At 68.0% G+C, this 21,323-nt stretch carries 23 protein-coding genes; 10 read left to right on the forward strand and 13 right to left on the reverse strand.

The annotated features are described in order from the left end of the window. Positions 1–26: 26 nt before the first annotated feature. A complete protein-coding gene (locus tag KXS11_RS03950; protein ID WP_437384156.1) occupies positions 27–968 on the reverse strand; it encodes a LysR family transcriptional regulator in 942 nt (313 codons plus the stop codon). A gap of 124 nt (positions 969–1,092) precedes the next feature. On the opposite strand from KXS11_RS03950, the gene KXS11_RS03955 reads away from it, so the two are divergent. Further along, entirely contained in the window at positions 1,093–2,085 is a 993-nt protein-coding gene (locus tag KXS11_RS03955) for a DUF1852 domain-containing protein (protein ID WP_437384157.1), read from the forward strand. Between the two features lie 19 nt (positions 2,086–2,104). Then, positions 2,105–3,139 (forward strand): methionine synthase, encoded by a 1,035-nt coding sequence (locus KXS11_RS03960; RefSeq protein WP_437384158.1) that lies wholly within the window; start codon positions 2,105–2,107, stop codon positions 3,137–3,139. Positions 3,140–3,244: 105 nt separating this feature from the next. Here the strand turns inward: KXS11_RS03960 and bsh are convergent, their stop codons facing one another. From bsh to KXS11_RS03990, 6 genes are all read right to left on the reverse strand, one after another. Next, on the reverse strand, positions 3,245–4,192 hold the full coding sequence (gene bsh / locus KXS11_RS03965; protein WP_437384159.1) for a choloylglycine hydrolase: 948 nt from the start codon (positions 4,190–4,192) through the stop codon (positions 3,245–3,247). A 241-nt stretch (positions 4,193–4,433) separates the two neighbouring features. Further along, positions 4,434–4,760, reverse strand: a complete 327-nt coding sequence (locus tag KXS11_RS03970; RefSeq protein WP_437384160.1) for a YciI family protein — start codon at positions 4,758–4,760, stop codon at positions 4,434–4,436. A gap of 99 nt (positions 4,761–4,859) precedes the next feature. After that, the gene (locus tag KXS11_RS03975; protein ID WP_437384161.1) at positions 4,860–5,660 is read right to left on the reverse strand and encodes an NAD(P)H-dependent oxidoreductase; all 801 of its coding nucleotides are present in this window, start codon (positions 5,658–5,660) and stop codon (positions 4,860–4,862) included. Beyond that, entirely contained in the window at positions 5,657–6,274 is a 618-nt protein-coding gene (locus KXS11_RS03980; protein WP_437384162.1) for a TetR/AcrR family transcriptional regulator, read from the reverse strand. Before KXS11_RS03980 ends, KXS11_RS03975 begins: the two co-directional genes overlap by 4 nt. Before the next feature lie 63 nt (positions 6,275–6,337). Then, a complete protein-coding gene (locus KXS11_RS03985) occupies positions 6,338–7,681 on the reverse strand; it encodes a flavin monoamine oxidase family protein (protein WP_437384163.1) in 1,344 nt (447 codons plus the stop codon). Further along, a complete protein-coding gene (locus KXS11_RS03990) occupies positions 7,678–8,307 on the reverse strand; it encodes a dihydrofolate reductase family protein (protein ID WP_437384164.1) in 630 nt (209 codons plus the stop codon). Before KXS11_RS03990 ends, KXS11_RS03985 begins: the two co-directional genes overlap by 4 nt. Positions 8,308–8,463: 156 nt before the next feature. Between KXS11_RS03990 and KXS11_RS03995 the strand changes: the two genes are divergently transcribed. Then, positions 8,464–8,949 carry a glutathione peroxidase gene (locus tag KXS11_RS03995; protein ID WP_437384165.1) on the forward strand — a complete coding sequence of 162 codons (486 nt, stop codon included), beginning with the start codon at positions 8,464–8,466 and terminating at the stop codon, positions 8,947–8,949. 18 nt (positions 8,950–8,967) lie between these two features. On the opposite strand, the gene KXS11_RS04000 is transcribed toward KXS11_RS03995, so the two are convergent. Beyond that, on the reverse strand, positions 8,968–9,843 hold the full coding sequence (locus KXS11_RS04000) for an oxidoreductase (protein ID WP_437384166.1): 876 nt from the start codon (positions 9,841–9,843) through the stop codon (positions 8,968–8,970). A gap of 102 nt (positions 9,844–9,945) precedes the next feature. Between KXS11_RS04000 and KXS11_RS04005 the strand changes: the two genes are divergently transcribed. The 4 genes from KXS11_RS04005 to KXS11_RS04020 all read left to right on the forward strand — a co-directional run bounded on the left by KXS11_RS04005 (position 9,946) and on the right by KXS11_RS04020 (position 14,244). After that, positions 9,946–10,491 carry a PadR family transcriptional regulator gene (locus KXS11_RS04005; RefSeq protein WP_437384167.1) on the forward strand — a complete coding sequence of 182 codons (546 nt, stop codon included), beginning with the start codon at positions 9,946–9,948 and terminating at the stop codon, positions 10,489–10,491. Positions 10,492–10,496: 5 nt separating this feature from the next. Then, entirely contained in the window at positions 10,497–12,203 is a 1,707-nt protein-coding gene (locus tag KXS11_RS04010) for an ABC1 kinase family protein (RefSeq protein ID WP_437384168.1), read from the forward strand. A gap of 134 nt (positions 12,204–12,337) precedes the next feature. After that, positions 12,338–12,976, forward strand: coding sequence for an FMN-binding negative transcriptional regulator (locus KXS11_RS04015; RefSeq protein WP_437384169.1), 639 nt, complete (start codon positions 12,338–12,340; stop codon positions 12,974–12,976). 77 nt (positions 12,977–13,053) lie between these two features. Further along, positions 13,054–14,244 (forward strand): sensor histidine kinase, encoded by a 1,191-nt coding sequence (locus KXS11_RS04020; RefSeq protein ID WP_437384170.1) that lies wholly within the window; start codon positions 13,054–13,056, stop codon positions 14,242–14,244. Between the two features lie 31 nt (positions 14,245–14,275). Here the strand turns inward: KXS11_RS04020 and KXS11_RS04025 are convergent, their stop codons facing one another. Then, positions 14,276–14,809: a CGNR zinc finger domain-containing protein gene (locus tag KXS11_RS04025; RefSeq protein ID WP_437384171.1), complete on the reverse strand. Its 534-nt coding sequence runs from the start codon at positions 14,807–14,809 to the stop codon at positions 14,276–14,278. A gap of 325 nt (positions 14,810–15,134) precedes the next feature. On the opposite strand from KXS11_RS04025, the gene KXS11_RS04030 reads away from it, so the two are divergent. After that, positions 15,135–15,587 (forward strand): carboxymuconolactone decarboxylase family protein, encoded by a 453-nt coding sequence (locus tag KXS11_RS04030; RefSeq protein WP_437384172.1) that lies wholly within the window; start codon positions 15,135–15,137, stop codon positions 15,585–15,587. 121 nt (positions 15,588–15,708) lie between these two features. After that, a complete protein-coding gene (locus tag KXS11_RS04035; protein ID WP_437384173.1) occupies positions 15,709–16,092 on the forward strand; it encodes a hypothetical protein in 384 nt (127 codons plus the stop codon). A 21-nt stretch (positions 16,093–16,113) separates the two neighbouring features. On the opposite strand, the gene KXS11_RS04040 is transcribed toward KXS11_RS04035, so the two are convergent. The 4 genes from KXS11_RS04040 to KXS11_RS04055 all read right to left on the reverse strand — a co-directional run bounded on the left by KXS11_RS04040 (position 16,114) and on the right by KXS11_RS04055 (position 20,465). Beyond that, positions 16,114–16,299 carry a hypothetical protein gene (locus tag KXS11_RS04040; protein ID WP_437384174.1) on the reverse strand — a complete coding sequence of 62 codons (186 nt, stop codon included), beginning with the start codon at positions 16,297–16,299 and terminating at the stop codon, positions 16,114–16,116. A 92-nt stretch (positions 16,300–16,391) separates the two neighbouring features. Next, positions 16,392–16,949 (reverse strand): dihydrofolate reductase family protein, encoded by a 558-nt coding sequence (locus tag KXS11_RS04045; protein ID WP_437384175.1) that lies wholly within the window; start codon positions 16,947–16,949, stop codon positions 16,392–16,394. A 129-nt stretch (positions 16,950–17,078) separates the two neighbouring features. Further along, the gene (locus KXS11_RS04050) at positions 17,079–18,911 is read right to left on the reverse strand and encodes a DEAD/DEAH box helicase (RefSeq protein WP_437384176.1); all 1,833 of its coding nucleotides are present in this window, start codon (positions 18,909–18,911) and stop codon (positions 17,079–17,081) included. 135 nt (positions 18,912–19,046) lie between these two features. Continuing rightward, entirely contained in the window at positions 19,047–20,465 is a 1,419-nt protein-coding gene (locus KXS11_RS04055; RefSeq protein WP_437384177.1) for a 2-isopropylmalate synthase, read from the reverse strand. A 175-nt stretch (positions 20,466–20,640) separates the two neighbouring features. On the opposite strand from KXS11_RS04055, the gene KXS11_RS04060 reads away from it, so the two are divergent. Then, a complete protein-coding gene (locus KXS11_RS04060) occupies positions 20,641–21,321 on the forward strand; it encodes a FadR/GntR family transcriptional regulator (protein WP_437384178.1) in 681 nt (226 codons plus the stop codon). The last annotated feature ends 2 nt before the right edge of the window (positions 21,322–21,323 follow it).

Here is a 21,323-nt window from a genome sequence, read left to right on the forward strand (position 1 = left end):
TCGACGACGTCGGCTGGCGCACCGGCTCAGCCGAGCAAGGTCACCCCGAACCCCGAGACGACCGTCCGCAGTTCGGCGAGATACCGCTGCGCCTGCTCGGTGAGCGGGATTGCGGCGTGGCCGATCCAGCCGATCTCGATGCGCTCGTCGACGTCGAGGGGGATGGCGACGATCTCGGGGTCGAGGTCGTCGCTGACGATGCCGGTGGAGATGGTGTACCCGTCGAGTCCGATCATGAGGTTGAAGATGGTCGCGCGGTCGGACACCCGGATCTCCCGCGCGCTCGAGAGGGTGGAGAGGATCTCCTCGGCGAAGTAAAACGAGTTGTTCGCGCCCTGGTCGAACGTGAGTCGAGGCACGTCGGCGAGATCGGCGAGGGTGACGCGGTCTCTCGAGGCGAGAGGGTTCTTCCGGGAGATGAAGATGTGCGGTTCGGCGACGAAGAGTGGGCGGAACGTGAGCCCGGAATCCCGGAGCAGCTTGTCGATGACGTTCCTGTTGAAGTCGTTCCGGTAAAGGATCCCCAGCTCGCTGCGGAGCGTGCGGACGTCTTCGATGATGTCCCACGTGCGCGTCTCCCGCAGCGAGAACTCGTACTCCGCTGCATCGCTCGCCTTCACCATCCGCACCATCGCGTCGACGGCGAACGAGTAATGCTGCGTCGACACCCCGAGCAGACGTCGAGACGGTGGGCGACCGAGATAGCGCTGCTCGAGCAGGGCCACCTGCTCCACGACCTGTCTGGCGTAGCCGAGGAACTCCACACCGTCCGTGGTGAGGGTCACGCCGCGGGCGGAGCGGAGGAGTAGGACGCGCCCCACTCTGCCCTCCAGCTCCTTCATCGCCGCGGACAGGGTGGGCTGGGCGACGTAGAGCAAGTCGGCGGCGGCGCTGATCGAACCCTCTGCGGCGACTTCGATGTAATAGGTCAGTTGCTGCAGCGTGATGCCGCTCGAACGCTTCGTCATAGGCTCAGACTATGTCACCGCATAGTCGCCGTGCATTACTCGATGGGGATGCTCGCAGGGCACCATGGAGACACACTTCTTCGTGAGGCCGAGCCCGGCCGATCTGCTGACCGATTGGCCCCTCATGGCGCACGAATTCACGTTCCGCATCACGACGACCCGCTTCGACGAGGACTACTCGCCGTCGAACGACTCCCGGATCACCACGAACTTCGCCAACCTGGCGCGCGGTGAGCACCGTCAACAGAACCTCCGCAACGCCCTGACGATGATCGACCGGCGGTTCAACGATCTCGCGGGCTGGGACAACCCGAACCGCGAGCGATACACCGTCGAACTCGAGATCGTCTCCGTCGCGGTGCAGTTCGCCGCAGAGGGGGAGGACCAGGAGTTCCCCCTGCTCGAGGTCCTGGACATCCAGGTCCTCGACCGCGTCACCGGAAAGCGCAGCCAGGGGATCGTGGGAAACAACTTCTCGTCATACGTCCGCGACTTCGACTTCAGCGTGCGGCTGCCGGCGGCCAGCGAGGCCGCGGGCGGGTTCACCGTTCCCGCCGACTTCGGCGATCTCCACGGCAAACTCTTCCAGCACTTCCTCGACTCTGAGACGTACCGGGAGCGCTTCTCGGTGTCACCGGTGATCTGCATCAGCGTCTCGACGAGCAAGACCTACCGTCGCACCGACAATCGCCACCCGATCCTCGGCGTCGAGTACGAGCAGAAGGATGCGTCGCTCACCGACGAGTACTTCGGCAAGATGGGGCTCTCGGTCCGCTACTTCATGCCGCACGGCAGTGTCGCGCCGCTGGCGTTCTACTTCCGCGGCGACCTGCTCGGTGACTACACGAACCTGCAACTCATCGGCACGATCAGCACGATGGAGACGTTCCAGAAGATCTACCGACCGGAGATCTACAACGCGAACTCGGCCGCAGCGAGCGTCTATCGACCGAGTCTCGAGCAGCAGGACTACTCGGTGACGAAGATCGCCTACGACCGAGACGAGCGCAGTCGGCTCGCGACCGAGCAGGGGAAGTACGCCCACGAGCACCTCATGCAACCGCACGGCGACCTCCTCGAACAATGGGCCGCCACCTACCCCGCCCCTGTCGGATGACCATCGGAGATCCTCGAGCATGAACACGCTTCTTCCCACCTCGATCGTCGGCAGCCTGCCGAAGCCGTCCTGGCTCGCCCAGCCCGAGACCCTCTGGTCTCCGTGGAAGCTGGAGGGTGACGCCCTGGTCGAGGGCACGCACGATGCGCTGCGCCTGACCGTCCAGGAGCAGCGACACGCGGGCCTCGACATCATCAGCGACGGCGAGCAGAGCCGCCAGCACTTCGTCACGACGTTCATCGAGCATCTGTCGGGCGTCGACTTCGACCAGCGGGAGACCGTCCGGATCCGCGACCGGTACGACGCCAGTGTGCCGACGGTCGTCGGTGCCGTGAGCCGCGAGAAGCCCGTGTTCGTCGAGGATGCGAAGTTCCTTCGTCGGCAGACCGATCAGCCGATCAAGTGGGCCCTGCCCGGGCCGATGACGATGATCGACACGCTCTCCGACCGCCACTACAAGAGTCGCGAGAAGCTGGCCTGGGAGTTCGCGACGATCCTCAACCAGGAGGCTCGAGAACTCGAGGCGGCGGGTGTCGACATCATCCAGTTCGACGAGCCGGCATTCAACGTGTTCTTCGACGACGTCAAGGACTGGGGTGTGGCAGCGCTCGAGCGGGCGGCCGAGGGGCTGCGCGCGGAGACCGTGGTGCACATCTGTTACGGCTACGGCATCAAGGCGAACACCGATTGGAAGGCGACGCTCGGGGCGGAGTGGCGGCAGTACGAGACGTCGTTCCCGCTGCTGCAGCGCTCGAGCATCGACACCGTCTCGCTGGAGAGCCACCATTCGCACGTGCCTCTGGATCTCATCGAGCTCATCCGGGGCAAGAAGGTCATGCTCGGAGCCATCGACGTCGCCAGCGACACGATCGAGACGCCTGAGGAGGTCGCGGGCACCCTCCGCAACGCTCTCGCGTTCGTGGACGCCGACAAGCTCATCCCGAGCACGAACTGCGGACTGGCGCCGCTGCCTCGTGATGTCGCGCGCGGAAAACTGCGCGCGCTCACCGCTGGTGCCGCGCTTCTTCGCGAAGAACTCGCGTCAGGGAGGTAGCATCCGACGCGCCTCCGGAGCCGCTGTTCTCTGGACCGGCGTGTTCCTCAGTCCGCACGCCCTCAGACGCCTGCTCCCGCCGTCCGTGGTGCGATACGACGGGGCTCAGACGACGATCAACTCGGCACCGTCGGGCCGGTGGTCGGCCAGCGAGACGCTGTGGATCGTGGCGTCGTCGTAGGTGTTCCAGGAGTAGCTCCTCGTGCGCGACGAGAAGAGCCCCGTGTAGATCGTCTTCTCGAACTCCCCGGAGCCCATCGCCGCAGCGCCTTCCACCATGGCCACCTGCTGCAGGGTGTGGAAGGCCCGACTCACGTTCTCCTCCTCGCTCGCCTTCTCTGGGTAATGCCCGTTGACGTAGGCCGCACGCACGAACCGCGACGGCGAGGAGTAGTCGCCGGGAATGCCACGCATGTGCGAACCCGAGCCGAACGGGGTCAGGCGTGCTCGAATGAGGACGCTCTCCTCGGGGAATTCCGGCGAGGTGTTCAGGTAGTTGCGAAGGTTCTCGTGGTGCCAGGCGAAGCCGGGCTGATTCGCCAGGACGTCGATGTCGTCATCGAAGACGTGCATGCCGTCATCCGTGTACTCCACCACGATCGCCCGGGTCGCATCGCCGATGACCCAGTGCAACAGGGAACTCGGGTACTTCTCGTTGATCGGTCGGTCGACGATCACCACGTTGCCGAGCGCCGCCTCGACGTCGTCGACGCTCCTGAACTGCGAGGCGACCCAGAGTGGGAACTCGAACGCGGCGACGTTCGTCGCACCATCGACGGGCTCGGGGGCATACTGGGCGTATCCCGGGAAGTTCAGCCCCGCGACGGCGAGGCCGGCGTCGTTTCCGCAGTCGAAATACAGAGGCGTGCCCTCCTCCACGATGCCCATGCCGATGACGGCGTAGCGGATGCCGTCCACAGCACCGAACGGCGACGGGACGATGAAAGCGGTCGGAGTGATCACGACCTGTTCGCCGTATCCGGTGCTCCAGTCGAGATTTCGCGCCAGATACAGATGGCCGTTTCCGTCGGAGAATCTGATTGCTATGCACATGGGATGCCCTCCCGTGCGATCCGCGCACGTCGCGGTGCCGCATCCCGTTCAGTATGCTCGCCGCGTCAACCGAACACCAGGGTGGTTGTCCGCACCCGCGCGCGCGGATGACTCCTGCTGCGTGATATCGCTCTTCGCGCCCGAGAGTAATGACCGAGCGGCAGCAGGCGTGGATGCGAGGTCGACCTCGAACAAGTTCCGGCGGGGCTTGCTCTGGCCTGATCCGGGCGGGTGCCGCCCGTCACCCGGCGTCAGGGAACGGGCGGATCTCGAGGCGGCCGTTGCGGGCCATCGGGTGACGGGCGGCGATGTCGAGAGCTTCGTCGAGATCCGCGCAGTCGAGGATGTCGAAACCCCACAGGGTGTCGGTGACGCCGGGCGTGGCGCCCGCGGTCACGAGACGTTCGCCGGCACGGACGCGCAGGCTCCGCGCGTCGCCAGGGTCGAGGACGTCTCCCATCAGTCGCTGCCCCCGTGTGTCCAGGTCGTCGACCCAGCGGTCGACATCCGTGTCATCGGTGGGGGAGTCTGGCTCCGGGTCTGCGAGGACGAACATCATGAAACGCATCAGGTACCCCTTCGTCGTGAGTCACTCGACACCCTATGTGAACAGTGTCCACTTTGTCACGGGTCCGAGCGCAACCGGATCTGAACGACGAGTGCTCGGCTACGCGTTCGCCGCGAGGTGGATCCCGAGATCGGTGCGGCCGGGGAGGATGTCCTCCCGCAGGGCCCGCGTGCCGTGGTAGTCGCCGTCGCTCAAGCGGCGGAACGGGCGGCCGGGTTCCGATCGGATGGCCCTCAACCGCTCTCGCAGGCGCACGACCTCGCGCTCGACGGATGCGCCATCGAGTGCGTCCGCGTCGTGGACCACGTGGAGATCCAGTGCCTCGATGCCGACGTACCACAGGATGCCGTGGGTGAGCGGGAACAGGATCGACTCCAGATCGCCACTGATGCCTCGCGGTCCGATGGAGCCCGGGTCCTCTCCGGCGGTCACGATGACGAGCGCCCGCCGACCCTCGAGTCCACCGGCGCCGTATCGCCGCGGGACACCGAGCTCCGGGTCGAGGTCGCCGTAGGCGAATCCGCTCGTCAGGACCCGGTCGAACCAGCCCTTCAGCACGGCCGGCATCCCGTACCACCAGAGCGGGAACTGGATGACGAGCAGATCGGCCGCGGCGAGCTTCTGCTGTTCGAGCTCGACATCCGAGGCCAGCTGCCCGCGGGCGAACGCTTCACCCGCGATCTCCGCCAGGTTCCCGGGCGTCTCAGCGAGTTCGCCGAGGTCGCGGGAGCTGAAGACCGGGTCGAATCCCTGCGCATAGAGATCTGACGTCACCACGGAGTGGGTCGCCGCCAGCGCCTCGGTTCCGGCGCGGAACAGCAGGTCGTTGAATGACGGGCGGCGCGGGTGGGCGTACAACCAGAGGGCGGTGTCGGGTGTCGGGGGGTGTTGGATCGTCATGCGGTTCCAGGTCCGTTCTGGTCAAGGGTTTCGGTGGTGACGGCCGTGATCACTTGGGCAAGGGTGTCGCGGGCGCGATCGCTGCTGATCCGTCCGGCGAGTGACTCCTGCCCGAGCGCGTTGCCGGCGCCGATCACGGCCTGCAGTGCCGCGGGGTCGAGTGCGCCGGTGAACGGCTGCAGTGCGTCGAGGCACATCCCGAGGTAGGCGTCTTCTGCTTCCTGGCGCAGCTCGCGGAGTGCGGGGGAGCCGGCGAGGGCTGCGACCACGTCGGCCAGCTCCTGTCCTTCGGCGATGCAGCACTCGATGTAGGCGCCGGCGACGATCCCGGTGACCGCCGCGAGTGTGGGTTCGGCGGTCTCGAGCGCTTCGGCGAGCGTCGACCGCTGGCGGCTCTCGAACTCGCGGTACAGCTCGGCGAGGACGCCCGAACGGTCGCCGAAGTGGTCGTAGACCAGGGGCTTCGTCACGCCGGCTGCTTCGGCGAGCCTGGCGAGGGTGAACTCGTCGGTACCGGATGTGCGGATGAGCTCACGAGCCGCTGAGAGCAGCTGGGCGTGGCGTTCTGGTTTGGACAGGCGCTGGCGCGACTGTCGGGCGGTGACGGTGTCCATGCCACTAACTTACCATTCGTAATTTACGATTGGTAACGTAGTGGGCCGTACGGCGAAGGGGTCCTATGACGACGTGCCGTGGGCCCAGAGGGTGTCGATCGGGATGGACGCGCCCAGGATCGCCTCGGCAGCGCGGTGACCCGAGTAGACGGCAGCGTGGACCGTCGCCGGGTCATCGGTCCAGGTCGCCTCGCCGGCGAGGTGGAGGACGTCGCCGACCGGTGTCGCAAGCGTGTCGTGGTCGTCGGTCGAGGAACCGAGCGTCATGAACGCGTACGAGCCGAGCGCGAACGGATCGGCGTACCAGTCGGTGACGATGACGTCCGTCGGCGTCTCAACGCGATCACCGTACAGCCTCCGCAACTGCTCGAGGATCGACTCGACGACCTCGGCATCGCTCCAGCCGCGGATCTCCTCCGCGGTCGGACCCGCCGCGAAGGTGAGGAGGGTTGGGACGCCGTGGAGACCGGTGAGGTCGTACCAGGAATGCCATCGCCGGCTCTCCGGGCCCTGCTGGCGCACGGCGTACACGCCGTCGTCCCAGAACTTCGTCGGGAATCGCAGGAAGACCTTCTCGAAGGCGTTCATCCGGAGTCGACCGAGCGCGCCGGCCACCGGCTCCGGCAGCGGAGGGGTGATGACGAAGTCGTCGGACTGCAGGACCCCGACGGGCACCGTCACGATCGCCGTGTCGGCGGTCAGCGTGCCGACGTTCGTCGTCACCGTCACTCGACCTGTCGACCAGTCCAGGTGTGAGACGACGTGTCCGAGCCGGATGTCGAGGCCCTCCGCCAGGTGCTGGGGGAGTCGGTCGTAGCCGTCGGGGAACACGACCTCGTCGCCGTCGATCGAGTCGTCGTCGAGGCCGTGCGCTGCGAGCTCTTCGATCGCTGCCCCATACTGCTCCTCCGAGCGGTGCTCCAGGTACTCGCGGACGCGCTGGGTGCGCTCCGCCTCCCAGCCCTGCCTGGCGAGGGCCTCCTCCGTGACGTCGCGGTACGAGGCCTCCGGAGCGGAATCGGCGACGACGATTCGCAGGGTGGCGTCGAGCGTGTGGATGTCCTGAGCGAACTGCGCGGCGACCTCGTCGGACAGGCGTGCTCCGTCCGGGCCGTAGTACGCGATCGGCCGACTGTCCGGCTGGTACCCGCCGACCGTGAACTCCACCGTCGTCATGCCGAATGCGGCGGCTGCTGCCGCGACCGCGCTGCCGTCGACGCCGTGGATCCACGACGCCCCGAGGTCTGTCGCATATCCGTCGCGGCGCGCGGTCCAGACTCGCCCTCCGACCCGATCGCGAGCCTCGACGACGACGACCCGCCGGCCGGCCAGCTGCAACAGGCGCGCCGCGGTCAACCCGGCCACACCGGCGCCGACGACGACGGTGTCGAACCCGGGCTCGCTCATCCGAGGTCGTCCATGCTGCCGGTGGCCGGCGTGCCGTGCACGCGCTCGTACTGCAGATGAACGGAACCGCCGGGGGACGTCTCCGCCGGGGCCACGAGACGCAGGTTCGTCGGCACGGCGCCACCGGCGAACACCTGCTTCCCGCTGCCCAACAGGATCGGGTACACCCAGAGGTTGAGCTGGTCGAACAGCTGTTCTGCCAGCAGGGTCTGCACGAAGTCGAGGCTGCCGATGACGTGGATCTTCTCGTGGCGTTGGCGCAGTTCGTCCACCGCCGACGGCAGGTCCGCTCCGAGTTGCGTCGAGTTCGCCCAGCTCAGCTCCTGGGAGCCGCGAGAGGCCACGTACTTGGGGATGCGGTTGAACAGGTTCGCGATGCCGCTCACCCGGCCGTCCTCCTCCTGGTGCGGCCAGTAGGAGGCGAAGATGTCGTACGTGCGGCGCCCGAGCAGGAGGGCGTCCATGCCCTGCATGCCGCGGTCGATCTGCTCGCCGTCGACCTCGTCGATGAGCGGCGCCTGCCAGCCGCCGAAACGGAAGCCGTCGCTCGGGTCCTCTTCCGGGCCGCCCGGAGCCTGGGCGACGCCGTCGAGTGTGGTGAAGAGGTCGATATGGATGCGTCCCATGGCAAGCTCCGTTCTCCTGGACTCACCCTCCACCCGTGGCGCAACCGTGTCAACGGGCGCGCCTGGGAACGCGCTGTCCAAAGGGAGTCGTGCGCGCGGGAGGCGAGTAGCGTTCGATACGACAGCACACACGCTGAGGAGAGAGGCAACGCCACGATGTCCGAACTGGATTCCATCGCCGTCACCACCATCGACGGACGCGACACGACGCTCGCGGAGTGGGACGGCAAAGCGAAGCTCGTCGTCAACGTCGCGAGCCGCTGCGGTCTGGCTCCGCAGTACGAGAAGCTCGAACAGCTCCAGAAGGAGTACGCCGACCGTGGCTTCACCGTCCTCGGCTTCCCGAGCAACCAGTTCCTGCAGGAGCTCAGTGACACCGAGAAGATCGCCGAGTACTGCTCGACCACCTGGGGCGTCACCTTCCCCATGATGGACAAGGTGAAGGTGAACGGTCGCAATCGGCACCCGCTCTACCAGGAGCTCGTGAAGACGGCCGACGCCAACGGCAAAGCGGGCAACGTGAAGTGGAACTTCGAGAAGTTCCTCATCGCCCCCGACGGCACCGTGCACCGCTTCCGCCCGACGACCGAACCGGACGACCCGGCGATCATCGCGGCGATCGAGGCGAGCCTCCCCGCCTGATCCGGGCCCGGCTCCCGGTCACGAGAGGAATCCCACACCCGTGAGTTCCTCGGCGCTCCGCCACAGCTCGGCGGCCACGTGTTCGTCGCGTGCCGCCGCCGAGCGTGCGGCGGGCTTCGGTGTGCCGCGCATCTCGCCGAACCCACCCGGACCGTAGTACCCGCCCGGCTCGACCCCCGGCGACGTCGCGGCGTAGAGCGACGGGAGCGCGCCACTGTCGGCATCCTGACCGAACAGTCGCGTGACGACGGCGAGGATGGGACCCTGGACCGACTGCGTGTGGGATTGCAGTTCCGTGCTCGCGAACCCGGGGTGTGCGGCGACCGACAGCACCGACGAACCGGCCGCCGTCAGTCGACGTTGCAGCTCCGCCGCGAACACGAGGTCGGCGAGCTTCGACGCACCGTAGGCGCCCCATCGCTGGTAGCGCCGACGATGCCAGCCGAGGTCGCTGAGGTCGATCCTCCCCTGACGGTGCGCGACGCTCGACAGCGTGACGACCCGCGACGAGATGCGGTCGAGGAGCAGCCCGGTGAGCGCGAACGGCCCGAGGAAGTTCGTCCCGAACTGCAGCTCGAATCCGTCCGCGGTCCGCGACTCCGGGACGGCCATGACGCCGGCATTGTTGAGGAGGATGTCGACGTCGCCGACTCCATCGGCGAAGCGGTGGACCGAATCGAGGTCCGCGAGGTCCAGGTGACGCACGCCGATGTCGCCGGTCATCGCCGCCGCCGCTCGTTCTCCCTTGTCGGTGTTGCGGCAGGCGAGGATCACCCGTGCTCCGCGGGCGGCGAGCTCTCTGGCGGTCACCGCGCCGATACCGCTGTTCGCGCCCGTGACGATGACCGTCCGGCCGTGCTGGTCGGGGATGTCCGCTGCTGTCCAGTCGCTCATCCTCCCGAGGGTACGCTGCGAATCCACAGCTACAACCCATATCGTTCACAGGTGAAGCGATATATCGTCGAGTATCGTTCACGAGTTTCGAAGGAGATCATCATGGGTGGATCATTCCCGACCGGCAGCTTCGGCTCCGGCGCGCACACCGACGGCATGTGGCAGGTCATGGAGCAGCTGCGCTCCAAGTTCGAGAAGAGCGCGGGATCCCGAGTCGGGCGCGGCGATGTCCGCGCGGCCGTGCTCGCCCTCCTCGCAGAACAGCCGATGCACGGTTACCAGATCATCCGCGAGATCGAGGAGCGCAGCGGCGGCAGCTGGAAGCCGAGCGCCGGCTCCGTCTATCCGACGTTGCAGCTGCTGGCCGACGAAGGCATCATCACCGCCGAGGAGTCGAACGGCCGCAAGACCTACGCGCTGACCGAGGCGGGCCGCGACGAGGTTCGCGAGTCCAGCGTGTCCGCGCCGTGGGATGCCAGCGGCACGAGCGAAGGCAACGGCTTCGCAGCCCTGCCGAAGGCGGGCGTCGAACTCGCGCAGGCCGCGGCGCAAGTCGGCCGCTCCGGCACCGCCGCGCAGGTCCAGGAGGCCGTCACCGTCCTCGATGAGGCTCGCAAGCGCCTCTACGCGATCCTCGCCCAGGACTGAACCGGGTGTCATCGGTCCGCGACGCACGGCTGACCCCGGCGTCCGAATCGGGCGACGGGCGAGCCAGATACCGTCGGATCCTCCGCTTCGCGAGCTGGCACCTCGCCGTGGCGTGGTGGTACGAGATCGTCCTCCCGCGGCTCGGCCTCGGCCGGGTGGCGGAGCGGACGCGCTCGAAGCGGATGCAGCGGTTCGCGCGACGGTTCCACGCCCTCGCGATCGACCTCGGTGGCCTGATGATCAAGGTCGGACAGTTCATGTCGTCGCGCCTTGACGTGCTCCCACCGGAGATCACCAAGGAACTCGAAGGTCTGCAGGACGAGGTACCGCCCGTGCCCTTCCCGGAGATCAGGGCGCTCGCCGAAGCCGAGCTCGGCGTCCCGCTCTCGCAGGTCTTCGCGTGGATCGATGAACGACCGGTCGCGGCGGCGTCGCTCGGCCAAGCGCACCGTGCCAGGCTCGCGCCGCTGCTCGCCGAGGACACGGGACTCGACGCCGTCGTGCTCAAAGTCCAGCGGCCCGGTATCGACGACGTCGTGGCCGTCGACCTCGCGGCCCTTCGCCGCGTCGGCGGCTGGCTGCGACGCGTCCGTCTCGTCGCCGACCGCGTCGACCCGCAGGCGCTCGTCGAGGAGTTCGCAGCGACCAGCCTCGAGGAGATCGACTACCTGCACGAGGCCGCGAGTTCCGAACGGTTCCAGGCGGAGTTCGCCGCCGACGATCGCGTCGGTGTGCCCGCGGTGGTGTGGGAACGGACGACACGACGCGTGTTGACGCTCGAGGACGTCACCGCGATCAAGATCACCGATGCCGACGGTCTCCGCGCCGCCGGCATCGACCCGGGCGCCGTCGCCCCCGTGTTCGCGGCGGTCATGTTCGAGCAGCTGTTCACGAACGGCTTCTTCCACGCCGACCCGCATCCCGGGAACATCTTCGTCACCCCGGTGCCCGACGGCGATCCCGAGCGCCCGTGGAAGCTGACCTTCATCGACTTCGGGATGATGGGCGAGGTGCCGCCGACCACACGGAGCGGCCTGCGGAAGCTTCTGATCGCCGCGGCCTCCCGTGACGGCTCGGGTCTCGTGAACGCGATCCAGGACCTCGGCGTCCTCCTGCCCTCGGCCGACACCACCGAGCTCGAGCGGGCGATGACCCAGCTGTTCGCACGGTTCGGTGGCATGGGATTCGCCGAACTGCGTGAGGTGGATCCGCGCGAGTTCAGGCAGTTCGCGACCCAGTTCGGTGACGTGGTCCGATCGCTGCCGTTCCAGCTGCCCGAGAACTTCCTCCTCGTCATCCGGGCGATCTCGCTCACCTCAGGCGTGTGCAGTGCCCTCGACGCGGAGTTCAACCTCTGGGATTCGGTCGAGCCGTTCGCCGCGCAACTCCTTCGAGACGAGCGCGGCAACGTCGTGCAGGACCTCGGCCGCGAGGCGCTGGAGATCGCGGCGGTAGCCGTGCGGTTGCCGAAGCGGCTCGATGCCGTCATCACGCGGATCGAGGACGGCTCCGTCGCGGTGTCGAACCCGCGCCTGGAGCGTCGGGTGGCGCGACTCGAGCGGACCGCGCGTCGTGTCGTGTCCGCGGTCCTGTTCGCGGCACTGCTCGTTGCGGGCGCTGTCGTCCGGGCCGATGACACCGTGTTCGGCACCGTCCTCATGGCGGCGTCCGTGCTGCCGTTGCTGCACGCGCTCTTCGCCGGGCGCCGCTGAGCGCTGCGGGTGGATCGATCGCTCCTCAGCCCCTGGCGTCACGACGACGGAGCGACACGGTAGCCTCGCGACTGAGGGACTCGCGCTGTCGATGCGTGCGTCCTCGCTCGATTCACCCCGACTGGAGGCACCCGATGCGGCACACGACCGAGTACGCGCTCGACGACGTGGCGGCGGTGCGCGCGCTCGTCCGAGAGAACCCGTGGGCGAGCCTCACGAGCTTCGTGCCCGGCCGAGGGCTCGTCGCCTCGCACTACCCGATGCTGTTGGAGGAGGACGAGGCGGGAATCGTCCTCGTCAGCCATGTCGGACGCCCCGACGAGCGCCTCCACGAGCTCGGCTCGCACGAGGTGATGGTCATCGTCTCCGGGCCGCACGGATACATCTCGCCCAGTTGGTATGAGACCTCACCTGCCGTCCCCACCTGGAACTTCGCTGTCGCGCACCTCCACGGCGTGCCGGAGATCCTCTCGGACGACGAGAACCTGCGGGTGCTCGACCGCCTCGTCGCGCACTTCGAGGAGCCACTGCCGGAACCGTTCTTGATGAACGGCACCATGGCGAACAGCGCCTACGCGGAGCGGATCGTGCACGGCACCGTCGGCTTCCGGATGCGTGTGACGCGTTTCGAAGCGAAGGAGAAGATGAGTCAGGACAAGCCTGCCGAGGTCGTCGAACGGGTCATCACGGCCCTCGGTCAGCCGGGCCCGTACCAGAACGCCGGGCTCGCCGCCCGGATGACCGTCGTCCACCGCCGTCCGGACGGAACCTGACGGTCGCCGCATCCCCCGGACAGGGGGTGGCGCTCGGTAGCATTGACACGTTCCGGACACCCGACGAAAGGACGACAGTGATCACCGCGGAAGACATCACGCGACGCGCGGCGATCGCCGAGTACCAGGTGGTCGGGCGCCCACCGGAGACCGACCTCGAGAGTCTCGTCCAATTGGCGGCCACCATGTGCGGTGTGCCCACTGCCGTCATCAACATCATCGACGACCGCTACCAGCATCAGGTCGCCGCGGTCGGCTTCGAACCGTCGACGTGTTCGCGCGAGGACTCCATGTGCGCGGTCGTGTTCCAGCAGCCCGGCCAGGTGATGGTGCCGGACGCCAGCGCAGACGACCGGTTCGCCGCCAACCCCTTCGTGACGGGCGAGATCTCGAATGTCCGCTTCTACGCGTCGAGCCCGCTCATCACGCCGGAGGGCGTTCCGATCGGCACGCTGTGCATCTTCGACGATCGCGTCCGAGACCTCCGCCCGGAGCACAGCCGAGCACTCGACCTCCTCGCGCGCCAGGTCGTCGACGTCCTTGAACTGTTGCGCCTCACCCACGACCTCGGGCAGTCGAACGAGCAGTTGGCGCAGTTCGCGGGGCAGGTCAGCCACGATCTGCGGAACCCGCTCATGGCCGTTTCCGGATTCCTCGAGCTCGCGACCGACAGCCCTGAGATGGCGAACGCCCCGCACGCCGCGAAGGCCCTGGCCCGTGCGGAGTCCGCAGCGGAACGCATGGCGGACATGATCACCGACCTGCTGGAGTTCGCCCGCGTCGGCGGCGCGCACCCGCGCCGCATGCCCATCCGGCTGGACGAGCTCGTCGGCTCGGTGGTGGAAGACCTCGACGCGGTCATCGCCGGAACCGGTGCCACCGTCCTGGTCGATGCGCCGGTCGAGGTCCTGGGTGACGAGACGCTCCTGCGGGCCCTCCTGCAGAATCTCGTCGCGAACGCCGCGAAGTTCAGTGCGACGGGCGGCGTGGAACCGCGCATCGAGGTGCGGGCCGCCCGGGTGTCGGCCGGTGTCAGGGTGAGCGTCGACGACAACGGTCCGGGCGTCCCTGTCGATCAACGTGACCGGGTCTTCAACCTCATGGAGCGCGGTGTCGCACGCGACGTGAGTGGGCTCGGGATCGGCCTGTCGACGTGTCGGCGGATCGTCGAGGCGCACGGTGGGCTCATCGGGATCGAGGACGCCGCTCTCGGTGGGGCGAGCGTGTGGTTCACGGTGCCGGACGTCCGCGCAGGCGACCGGGCCTGAACGCCGGCGGCGGCTCCAGGCACGACCGTCGTCACGTCTGCCTCGCGCGATGGCGCCTGACCGCAGCGCGGTTCGCGCACCGGACGGAGCAGTACTGCTGGCGTCCGTTGCGGGTGACGTCCACCACGACGTTGCGGCAGGCGTCGCCCGGGTCGGCGCCGGCAGTGCATCTCATGAGGCGTTGCATGCCGCGGGTGGTGAGGTGCAGGGCGGTACCGACGCTGATCACGGCGGCCAGCACCTCCGGCAGCGTCTGGTGCTCATCGCGGTAGTGCAGATGCCAGCCTTCCCCGTCGTGGTCGGTCAAGCGGGGGAACGCCGCGGCAGACGCCATCTGGCGGTTGAGGGCGGCGGCGCGCGTCCGGTCGTCCGGTGCGTCGACGACGGTGAGCCAGTCGTCGACGACGGTGCGCACCCGCGCATGGTCGCCCGGGGCCTCGGCAAACGGCATCGTCATGCCGAACTCCCTCGTGCGCTCCACGACGCCGTCGCGGTCGTCCGGCCAGGAGTTCGCCAGCGAGGCCGCCAGGAGGATCGCGTACGAGCCGTAAGGGTTGAGATGCATAACGCCATTACATCATGGTGGAGACATGACCCTCCTCGACAACCCGACACCACGCGTCGGCCACGCTCCGCGGCCAACGGACGCCTGCCCGCACGAATGGACCATCGAATCGCGGCACGCGACGTCCGAAGGCGTCGTGCGGTACCTGCGGTGCCCGGCCTGCGGGGTGCGCTGCGTCGAGCTGCTCCCGCTCCGGCAGAGCCACCCAGCCAGGGTCACCAGCCGGATCGTGCAGCCGAGTGGCGCCCCGGCCCACGCATCCCTCCAAGCCGGATAGCGTGAGAGGCAGCAGCGCGGCGCTCCGCCGCCCGACGAGAGGAACAGTATGAGCACCGGTGTCTGGCTCGACAAGGAATCGCCCGCGGTCTACCAGGCCCTCGTCGACACCGGACGCGCGGCAGCTGAGGCGGCCCTCGCCGTCGGGATCGACAAGCAGCTCATCGAGCTCATCCGCATCCGTGCCTCGCAGATCAACGGCTGCGCGTACTGCCTCCGGCTGCACGTCGGCGACGCACTCGCGCTCGGCGAGACGCACGAGCGCCTGGCGCTGCTGCCGGCCTGGCGGGACAGCGAGTACTTCACGCCGGTGGAACAGGCTGCGCTCGCCATCACCGAGGACGTGACCCTCATCGCGGACGTGCAGCACCGTCGCCGGCTGCCCGACGACGACCTCTCGACGCTCACGACATCGCAGATCGCCGCCGTGCGGTGGCTCGCCATCGTCATCAACGCGTTCAACCGCGTCGCGATCACGAGCCACTACCCCGTGCATCCGTAGGGATGTCTCCGCCGCTCGATGACCAGCGCCTGCGGGAGCTCGGCTGGGCCTCGGGGCCGCCTGGAACGTCGGCAGTGCAGCGATCCGCGGCGCTCGGCCGGGCGGTTGCTAGGGTCGATGCATGTCTGTGCCCCCGGAGTGGATCGAGCACCGTCGTGGAGACGGGGAGCGGGTCGGTTGGATGCGACCCGATGGTGACGGGTTCGTCGTCATCGACCTCCTGGGGCGCGAGCGGACGGGCGCGCTCGACTGGCTCGACGCCGAGGAGACACTCGACGCCCTCGGCATCGGCTACCTCGCGGATCCGTACGAACTGCAGCTCGAGGATGGCAGCTGGCTGCGAGTCCGGCTGACTGAAGTCTCCGAAGACGGTATCCGGATGAAGACCGAGGACTGGGGTGCGATCGACATCCCGTTCCGGGAGCACCGGGTCGGCTTCCCGCTCCCGGATCATCTGCGCCCGCACACGCCGGACGGGGAGTTCAGCTGGGGCGCCGGCGCCTAGCCGCCAGCTGCTCGACGGGGCTCACGCCTTCGGCCGCCGCAGCCCGCGAAACCAGGTGGTGAATCGGGCCCAGACTCCCTCCGAGTACTCGTTCGAGAGGTCGAGCGTCTCCTTGCCGAGGTCGCCGCCGTTCATGATGGACTCGAGGGCCCGCAGCGCTCGCGCCTCCTGCTCGGCGGCCCGCTTGCGGCGTTCCTCATCGCTCATCGCACCAGCCTAAGCGTTCACACGCGCCGCTGAGTCGCCCGGAAATGCGCGAAACTGACCCAGTTTCGCGCATGTTCGGGCGACTCAGCGGGTTATTTGACGACGTCGTAGACGGCCTTGATGACGCCGTTGGCGTACGCCTCCTGTTCCACCAGCTGCAGCTGACGGAGCGTGTCGGTGTCCTCGTCGAAGAGGCGGCGACCGGCGCCGATGGTGAGTGGGAAGATCAGCAGGTGGTACCGGTCGACGAGGCCGGCGGCGGCGAGGCCCTTGGCGAGCGTCGCGCTGCCGTGGACGATGATCGGGCCACCCTCCGTCTCCTTCAGTGCAGCGACCTCGTCGAGCGAACGCAAGACGGACGTGTTGTTCCACGCCGGGTCCTGGAGCGTGGACGAGACGACGTACTTCGGCATCGCGTTGTAGTGTGCGAAGTCGTCCATCGTCGGCCAGATCGGCGCGAACTCGTCATAGCTGACGCGACCGAGGAGCATCGCCGTGGCCTCGAGCTGCTCGCGGCCCTTGATTTCATAGGCCGCGGCGTCGAACGGGACCTGCTTGAAGGTCCAGCCGGCGTGCGGGTGCGGACCGTTGCCGGGGGAGTCGATGACGCCGTCGAGGGACAGGAACTCGGTGACGATGAGCGTGCGCATGGATGGGTCTCCTGAGGTGGGTCGGACGGTGCAGTCCACTCTGGCACCGAATGGGCCGAACACACGAGGGCCGGATGGAATCGACGATTCCATCCGGCCCTCGTGCATCCGGCACGCGGCCGGGGTCGCCTAGCTGCGCGGCTTGCGGTCGTAGCCGCCGCCGGAGGTGCCCTCGTCGTCGCGACGACGCGCCGGACCACCACGGTCGGGGCGCAGCTCGATGAGCTTGCCGCTGATGCGGGTGTTCTCCAGGCGGTCGAACACGTCGTTGCCGAGGTTCGCGGGCAGCTCCACGATCGAGAAGTCGGGCTTGATCTGGATCGCGCCGAAGTCCTCGCGCTTCAGACCGCCCTCGTTCGCGAGTGCCCCGACGATCTGACGCGGGTCCACCTTCTGGCGGCGGCCCACGGCGATGCGGTACGGCGACATCGGTCCGCTCGACGGTCGGCTGCGACGCTCGGGGCGTTCGCCGCCGTCGCGGTCGTTCCGGTCGTAGCGTGATCCGCGGTCGCCGCGATCTCCGCGGCTGTCGCGGTCGCGACCCGGGCGATCGCTTCCGCGACCAGCGTTGTCGAACTCCTGACGGCGGGCGCGCTCCTCCTCGGCTGAGAGCAGCAGCGGGGTCTCGCCCTGTGACACGACCGCGAGAGCCGCGGCCACGTCGGCCTCCGGCACATCGTGGTGCTCGACGTAGTGCGCGATGATGTCGCGGAACCGCTCGATGCGATCGGTCTGGGCGAGCGCCGAGGTGATCGCGTCGTCGAAGCGAGTGAGGCGTGTGGCGTTGACGTCGTCGACGCTCGGCAGCTGCATCTGCGTGAGCGGCTGGCGCGTCGCACGCTCGATCGCCTTGAGCAGGTGGCGCTCGCGCGGCGTGACGAAGCTGATCGCGTCGCCGGTGCGTCCGGCGCGGCCCGTGCGGCCGATGCGGTGGACGTAGGACTCGGTGTCGACCGGGATGTCGTAGTTGACGACGTGGCTGATGCGTTCGACGTCGAGCCCTCGGGCGGCGACATCGGTGGCGACGAGGATGTCGAGCTTGCCGGCCTTCAGCTGGTTGACGGTGCGTTCACGCTGCACTTGCGCGACGTCGCCGTTGATCGCGGCAGCGGAGTATCCGCGGGCACGCAGCTTCTCGGCGAGGGTCTCAGTCTCGTTCTTGGTGCGCGTGAAGATGATCATCGCGCTGAAGTTCTCGGTCTCGAGGATGCGGGTCAGCGCGTCGACCTTCTGCGGGTACGAGACCATGAGGTACCGCTGGGTGATGCTCGCGGACGTCGTGGTCTTCGTCTTGACCGTGATCTCTTCGGGGTTGTTCAGGTACTTGGCTGAGATGCGGCGGATCGACGACGGCATGGTGGCCGAGAACAGGGCGACCTGTTTGTCCTTCGGGGTGTCGGCGAGGATCGTCTCGACGTCCTCCGCGAAGCCCATCTTGAGCATCTCGTCGGCCTCGTCGAGCACGAGGTACTTCAGCTCCGTGAGGTCGAGCGTCCCCTTCTCGAGGTGGTCCATGATGCGCCCGGGGGTGCCGACGACGATGTGCACGCCGCGACGGAGCGCGGAGAGTTGGACGCCGTACCCCTGGCCGCCGTAGACGGGCAGCACGTGCACACCGCGGAGGTGCGTGGCGTACTTCTCGAACGCCTCGCAGACCTGGAGTGCGAGCTCGCGGGTGGGGGCGAGGACGAGCGCCTGCGGCGTCTTCTGGGTGATGTCGAGGCGGGAGAGGATGGGCAGCGCGAACGCTGCGGTCTTGCCGGTGCCCGTCTGGGCGAGGCCGACCACGTCGCGTCCTTCGAGCAGCGGGGGGATCGTGGCGGCTTGGATGGCCGACGGTGTTTCGTAGCCGACGTCCTTGAGGACCTTCAGCACGGCGTCGTCGAGGCCGAGGTCGGCGAAAGTCTGCGTAGCGCCGGCGGAGTCCGCCTCGGGCTGCGTCGTGGAATCAGATGACGTCATACTCTCAAAGGTAGTCGCAACGCAAGCATTCTCAGGACACGAACATCACCGCACCCCGACAAGCCTGGTGACGGGGCGGGCGACGGGGCGACGACGGACGCGGCGCCGGTCCCGGCCACCGCGCCCGTCGAGGGGTCACCGGCCCGAATCGAGGTGCTCGGCGTACAGCCTGGCGAGGGTGGAGCCGTCGAGCTCGGTACCCGTCTTCTCGGCGTGCGCCTGCACGATGCGCGCGAACGCGACGCGTTCGCCGGGTTCCAGCACGATTCCCGTCGTCTGCTCCAAGAGGAACGCCACGCCGCCCTTTCCGGACTGGCTGTTCACCCGCACGACGCCCTCATAGCTCCGTCCGACGTCGGCCGGATCGATCGGCAGGTACGGGACCCGCCAGTCGATCGAACGCTGATCGACGCCGAGCGCTTCAGCTCGCTCGCGGTGTTCGGCGAAGCCCTTGCCGATGGCGTCCTGATGCGTCCCGGAGAACGCCGTGTACACGAGGTCGCCGGCGTACGGGTGTCGTGCGTGGACCGCGATGCCCGTGCACTCCTCGACGACACGACGGATGTCGTCGATGTCGGAGAAGTCGATCATGGGGTCGACGCCCTGCGCATGGAGGTTCAGTGCGAGTGTCGCGATGTCGACGTTGCCCGTTCGCTCCCCGTTGCCGAAGATGCAGCCCTCGACCCGTTGCGCGCCTGCGAGGACGGCGAGTTCAGCACAGGCGATCCCCGTGCCGCGGTCGTTGTGCGGATGGACCGAGAGGATCACACTCTCCCGACGGGTGAGGTTCCGGTGCATGTACTCGATCTGATCGGCGTAGACGTTCGGGCTGGCGATCTCGACGGTCGCCGGCAGGTTGAGGATGACGGGGCGGTCAGGGGAGGCCTCCCATCGCCCGGTCACGCGGTCGCACAAGTCAAGGGCGAAATCCGGTTCCGCGAGGTTGAAGACCTCCGGGGAGAACTCGAACCGCACGTTCGGTCGGTCTCCGGCCAGTTCCAGGACGTCGTCGGCGGCGCGCAGTACGAGGTCGGTGAGCGTCTCGCGCGTCGTCCGGAGGACGGTGTCGCGCCAGATCGGTGCGGTCGCCGTGTAGACGTGGATGACGACAGGGTTCGGGATGCCCTCGATGGCGGCGACGGTGCGTTCGATCAGGTCGCGTCTGGCCGCGGTGAAGACGACGATCGCGGTGTCGTCCGGCGCAATGCGCTCGGTCGCGAGCAGACGGACGAAGTCGAAGTCGGCCTGCGACGCCGACGGGTACCCGACCTCGATCTCCCGGTAGCCCATGGCGACCATCAGCTCGAAGAACCGGCGTTTGCTCGCTGGTGACATCGGTTCGGGCAGCGCCTGGTTGCCGTCGCGGAGGTCGACGGGGACCCAGAGCGGAGCTTGGGCCAGCCGCGCGGTCGGCCATCGCCGCTCGGTGAGCGGCAGCTCGACGCGGTCGTGCGCGGCACGGTATCGGTGCGATGGCATGCCGGAGGGGCGCTGACGGTTCCAGTGCGGCACCGCCGTGGTGTCTGCCCGGTCATGGGGTGTCGTCGTGGTCATGGTGCTGCTGCTTCCTGCTCGTGTCGGTCGATCGGCGCGACGACTGCCACCACGGCGGGGAGCCGATCGGATCACACCCCGCCGTGGCGACCGAGAAGCAGTGCGTTCCACAACATGGTGGTTACACTAGACCAGGAAAAGTCCTCAGACAAGCTGAGGAGTTGAGGAGATGGTGATGACGACCTTGCGCAGGCATCCATTGGCGGATCAGGCTGCGGACGCGTTGCTCGCCCGGATCGGCGCCGGGGAGTGGGCGCTCGGGCACAAGCTCCCCGGCGAGACCACGCTCGCCGCACAGCTCGGTGTCGGACGGTCGACGGTGCGCGAGGCGATCCGGCAGCTCGCCGGACGCGGAATCCTGGAGAGTCGCCAGGGATCAGGAGTGTTCGTGATCTCGCTCGACGACGTCGAGGACTGGGATGCGGTGCTGCGTCGCGCGGGCATCGTCTCGATCGTCGAGACCCGCCTGGCGATCGAGTCCGAGGCTGCAGCGCTCGCGGCCGCACGCAGGACACCAGCCGATCTCCGCACCATGCGTCGGGCGCTCGATCGCCGCGGCGAGCTCATCGATGCACCGATCGAGGAGCACGTCGACGCCGACACCGCCTTCCACCGGGCCATCGTGTCCGCTGCGCACAACGAGGTCCTTGCGGAGCTGTTCGACAGCCTGATCCCGCGTGTCCGCCCCGCCATGGTCGATCTGCTGCGCATCGCCCCGGCACCGTCGGTGCACTCCGATCACGCCTCCCATGAGGAGCTGTTCGAGGCGATCCGCGGCGCGAGGGCGGAGGAGGCCCGGTCAGCGAGCCGATCCCACCTCGGGGAGTTGCGCCGCCGCCTCGCGGACCGCAGCTGAGG

Source organism: Plantibacter flavus, assembly GCF_051487245.1.
Taxonomy (GTDB): domain Bacteria; phylum Actinomycetota; class Actinomycetes; order Actinomycetales; family Microbacteriaceae; genus Plantibacter; species Plantibacter flavus_B.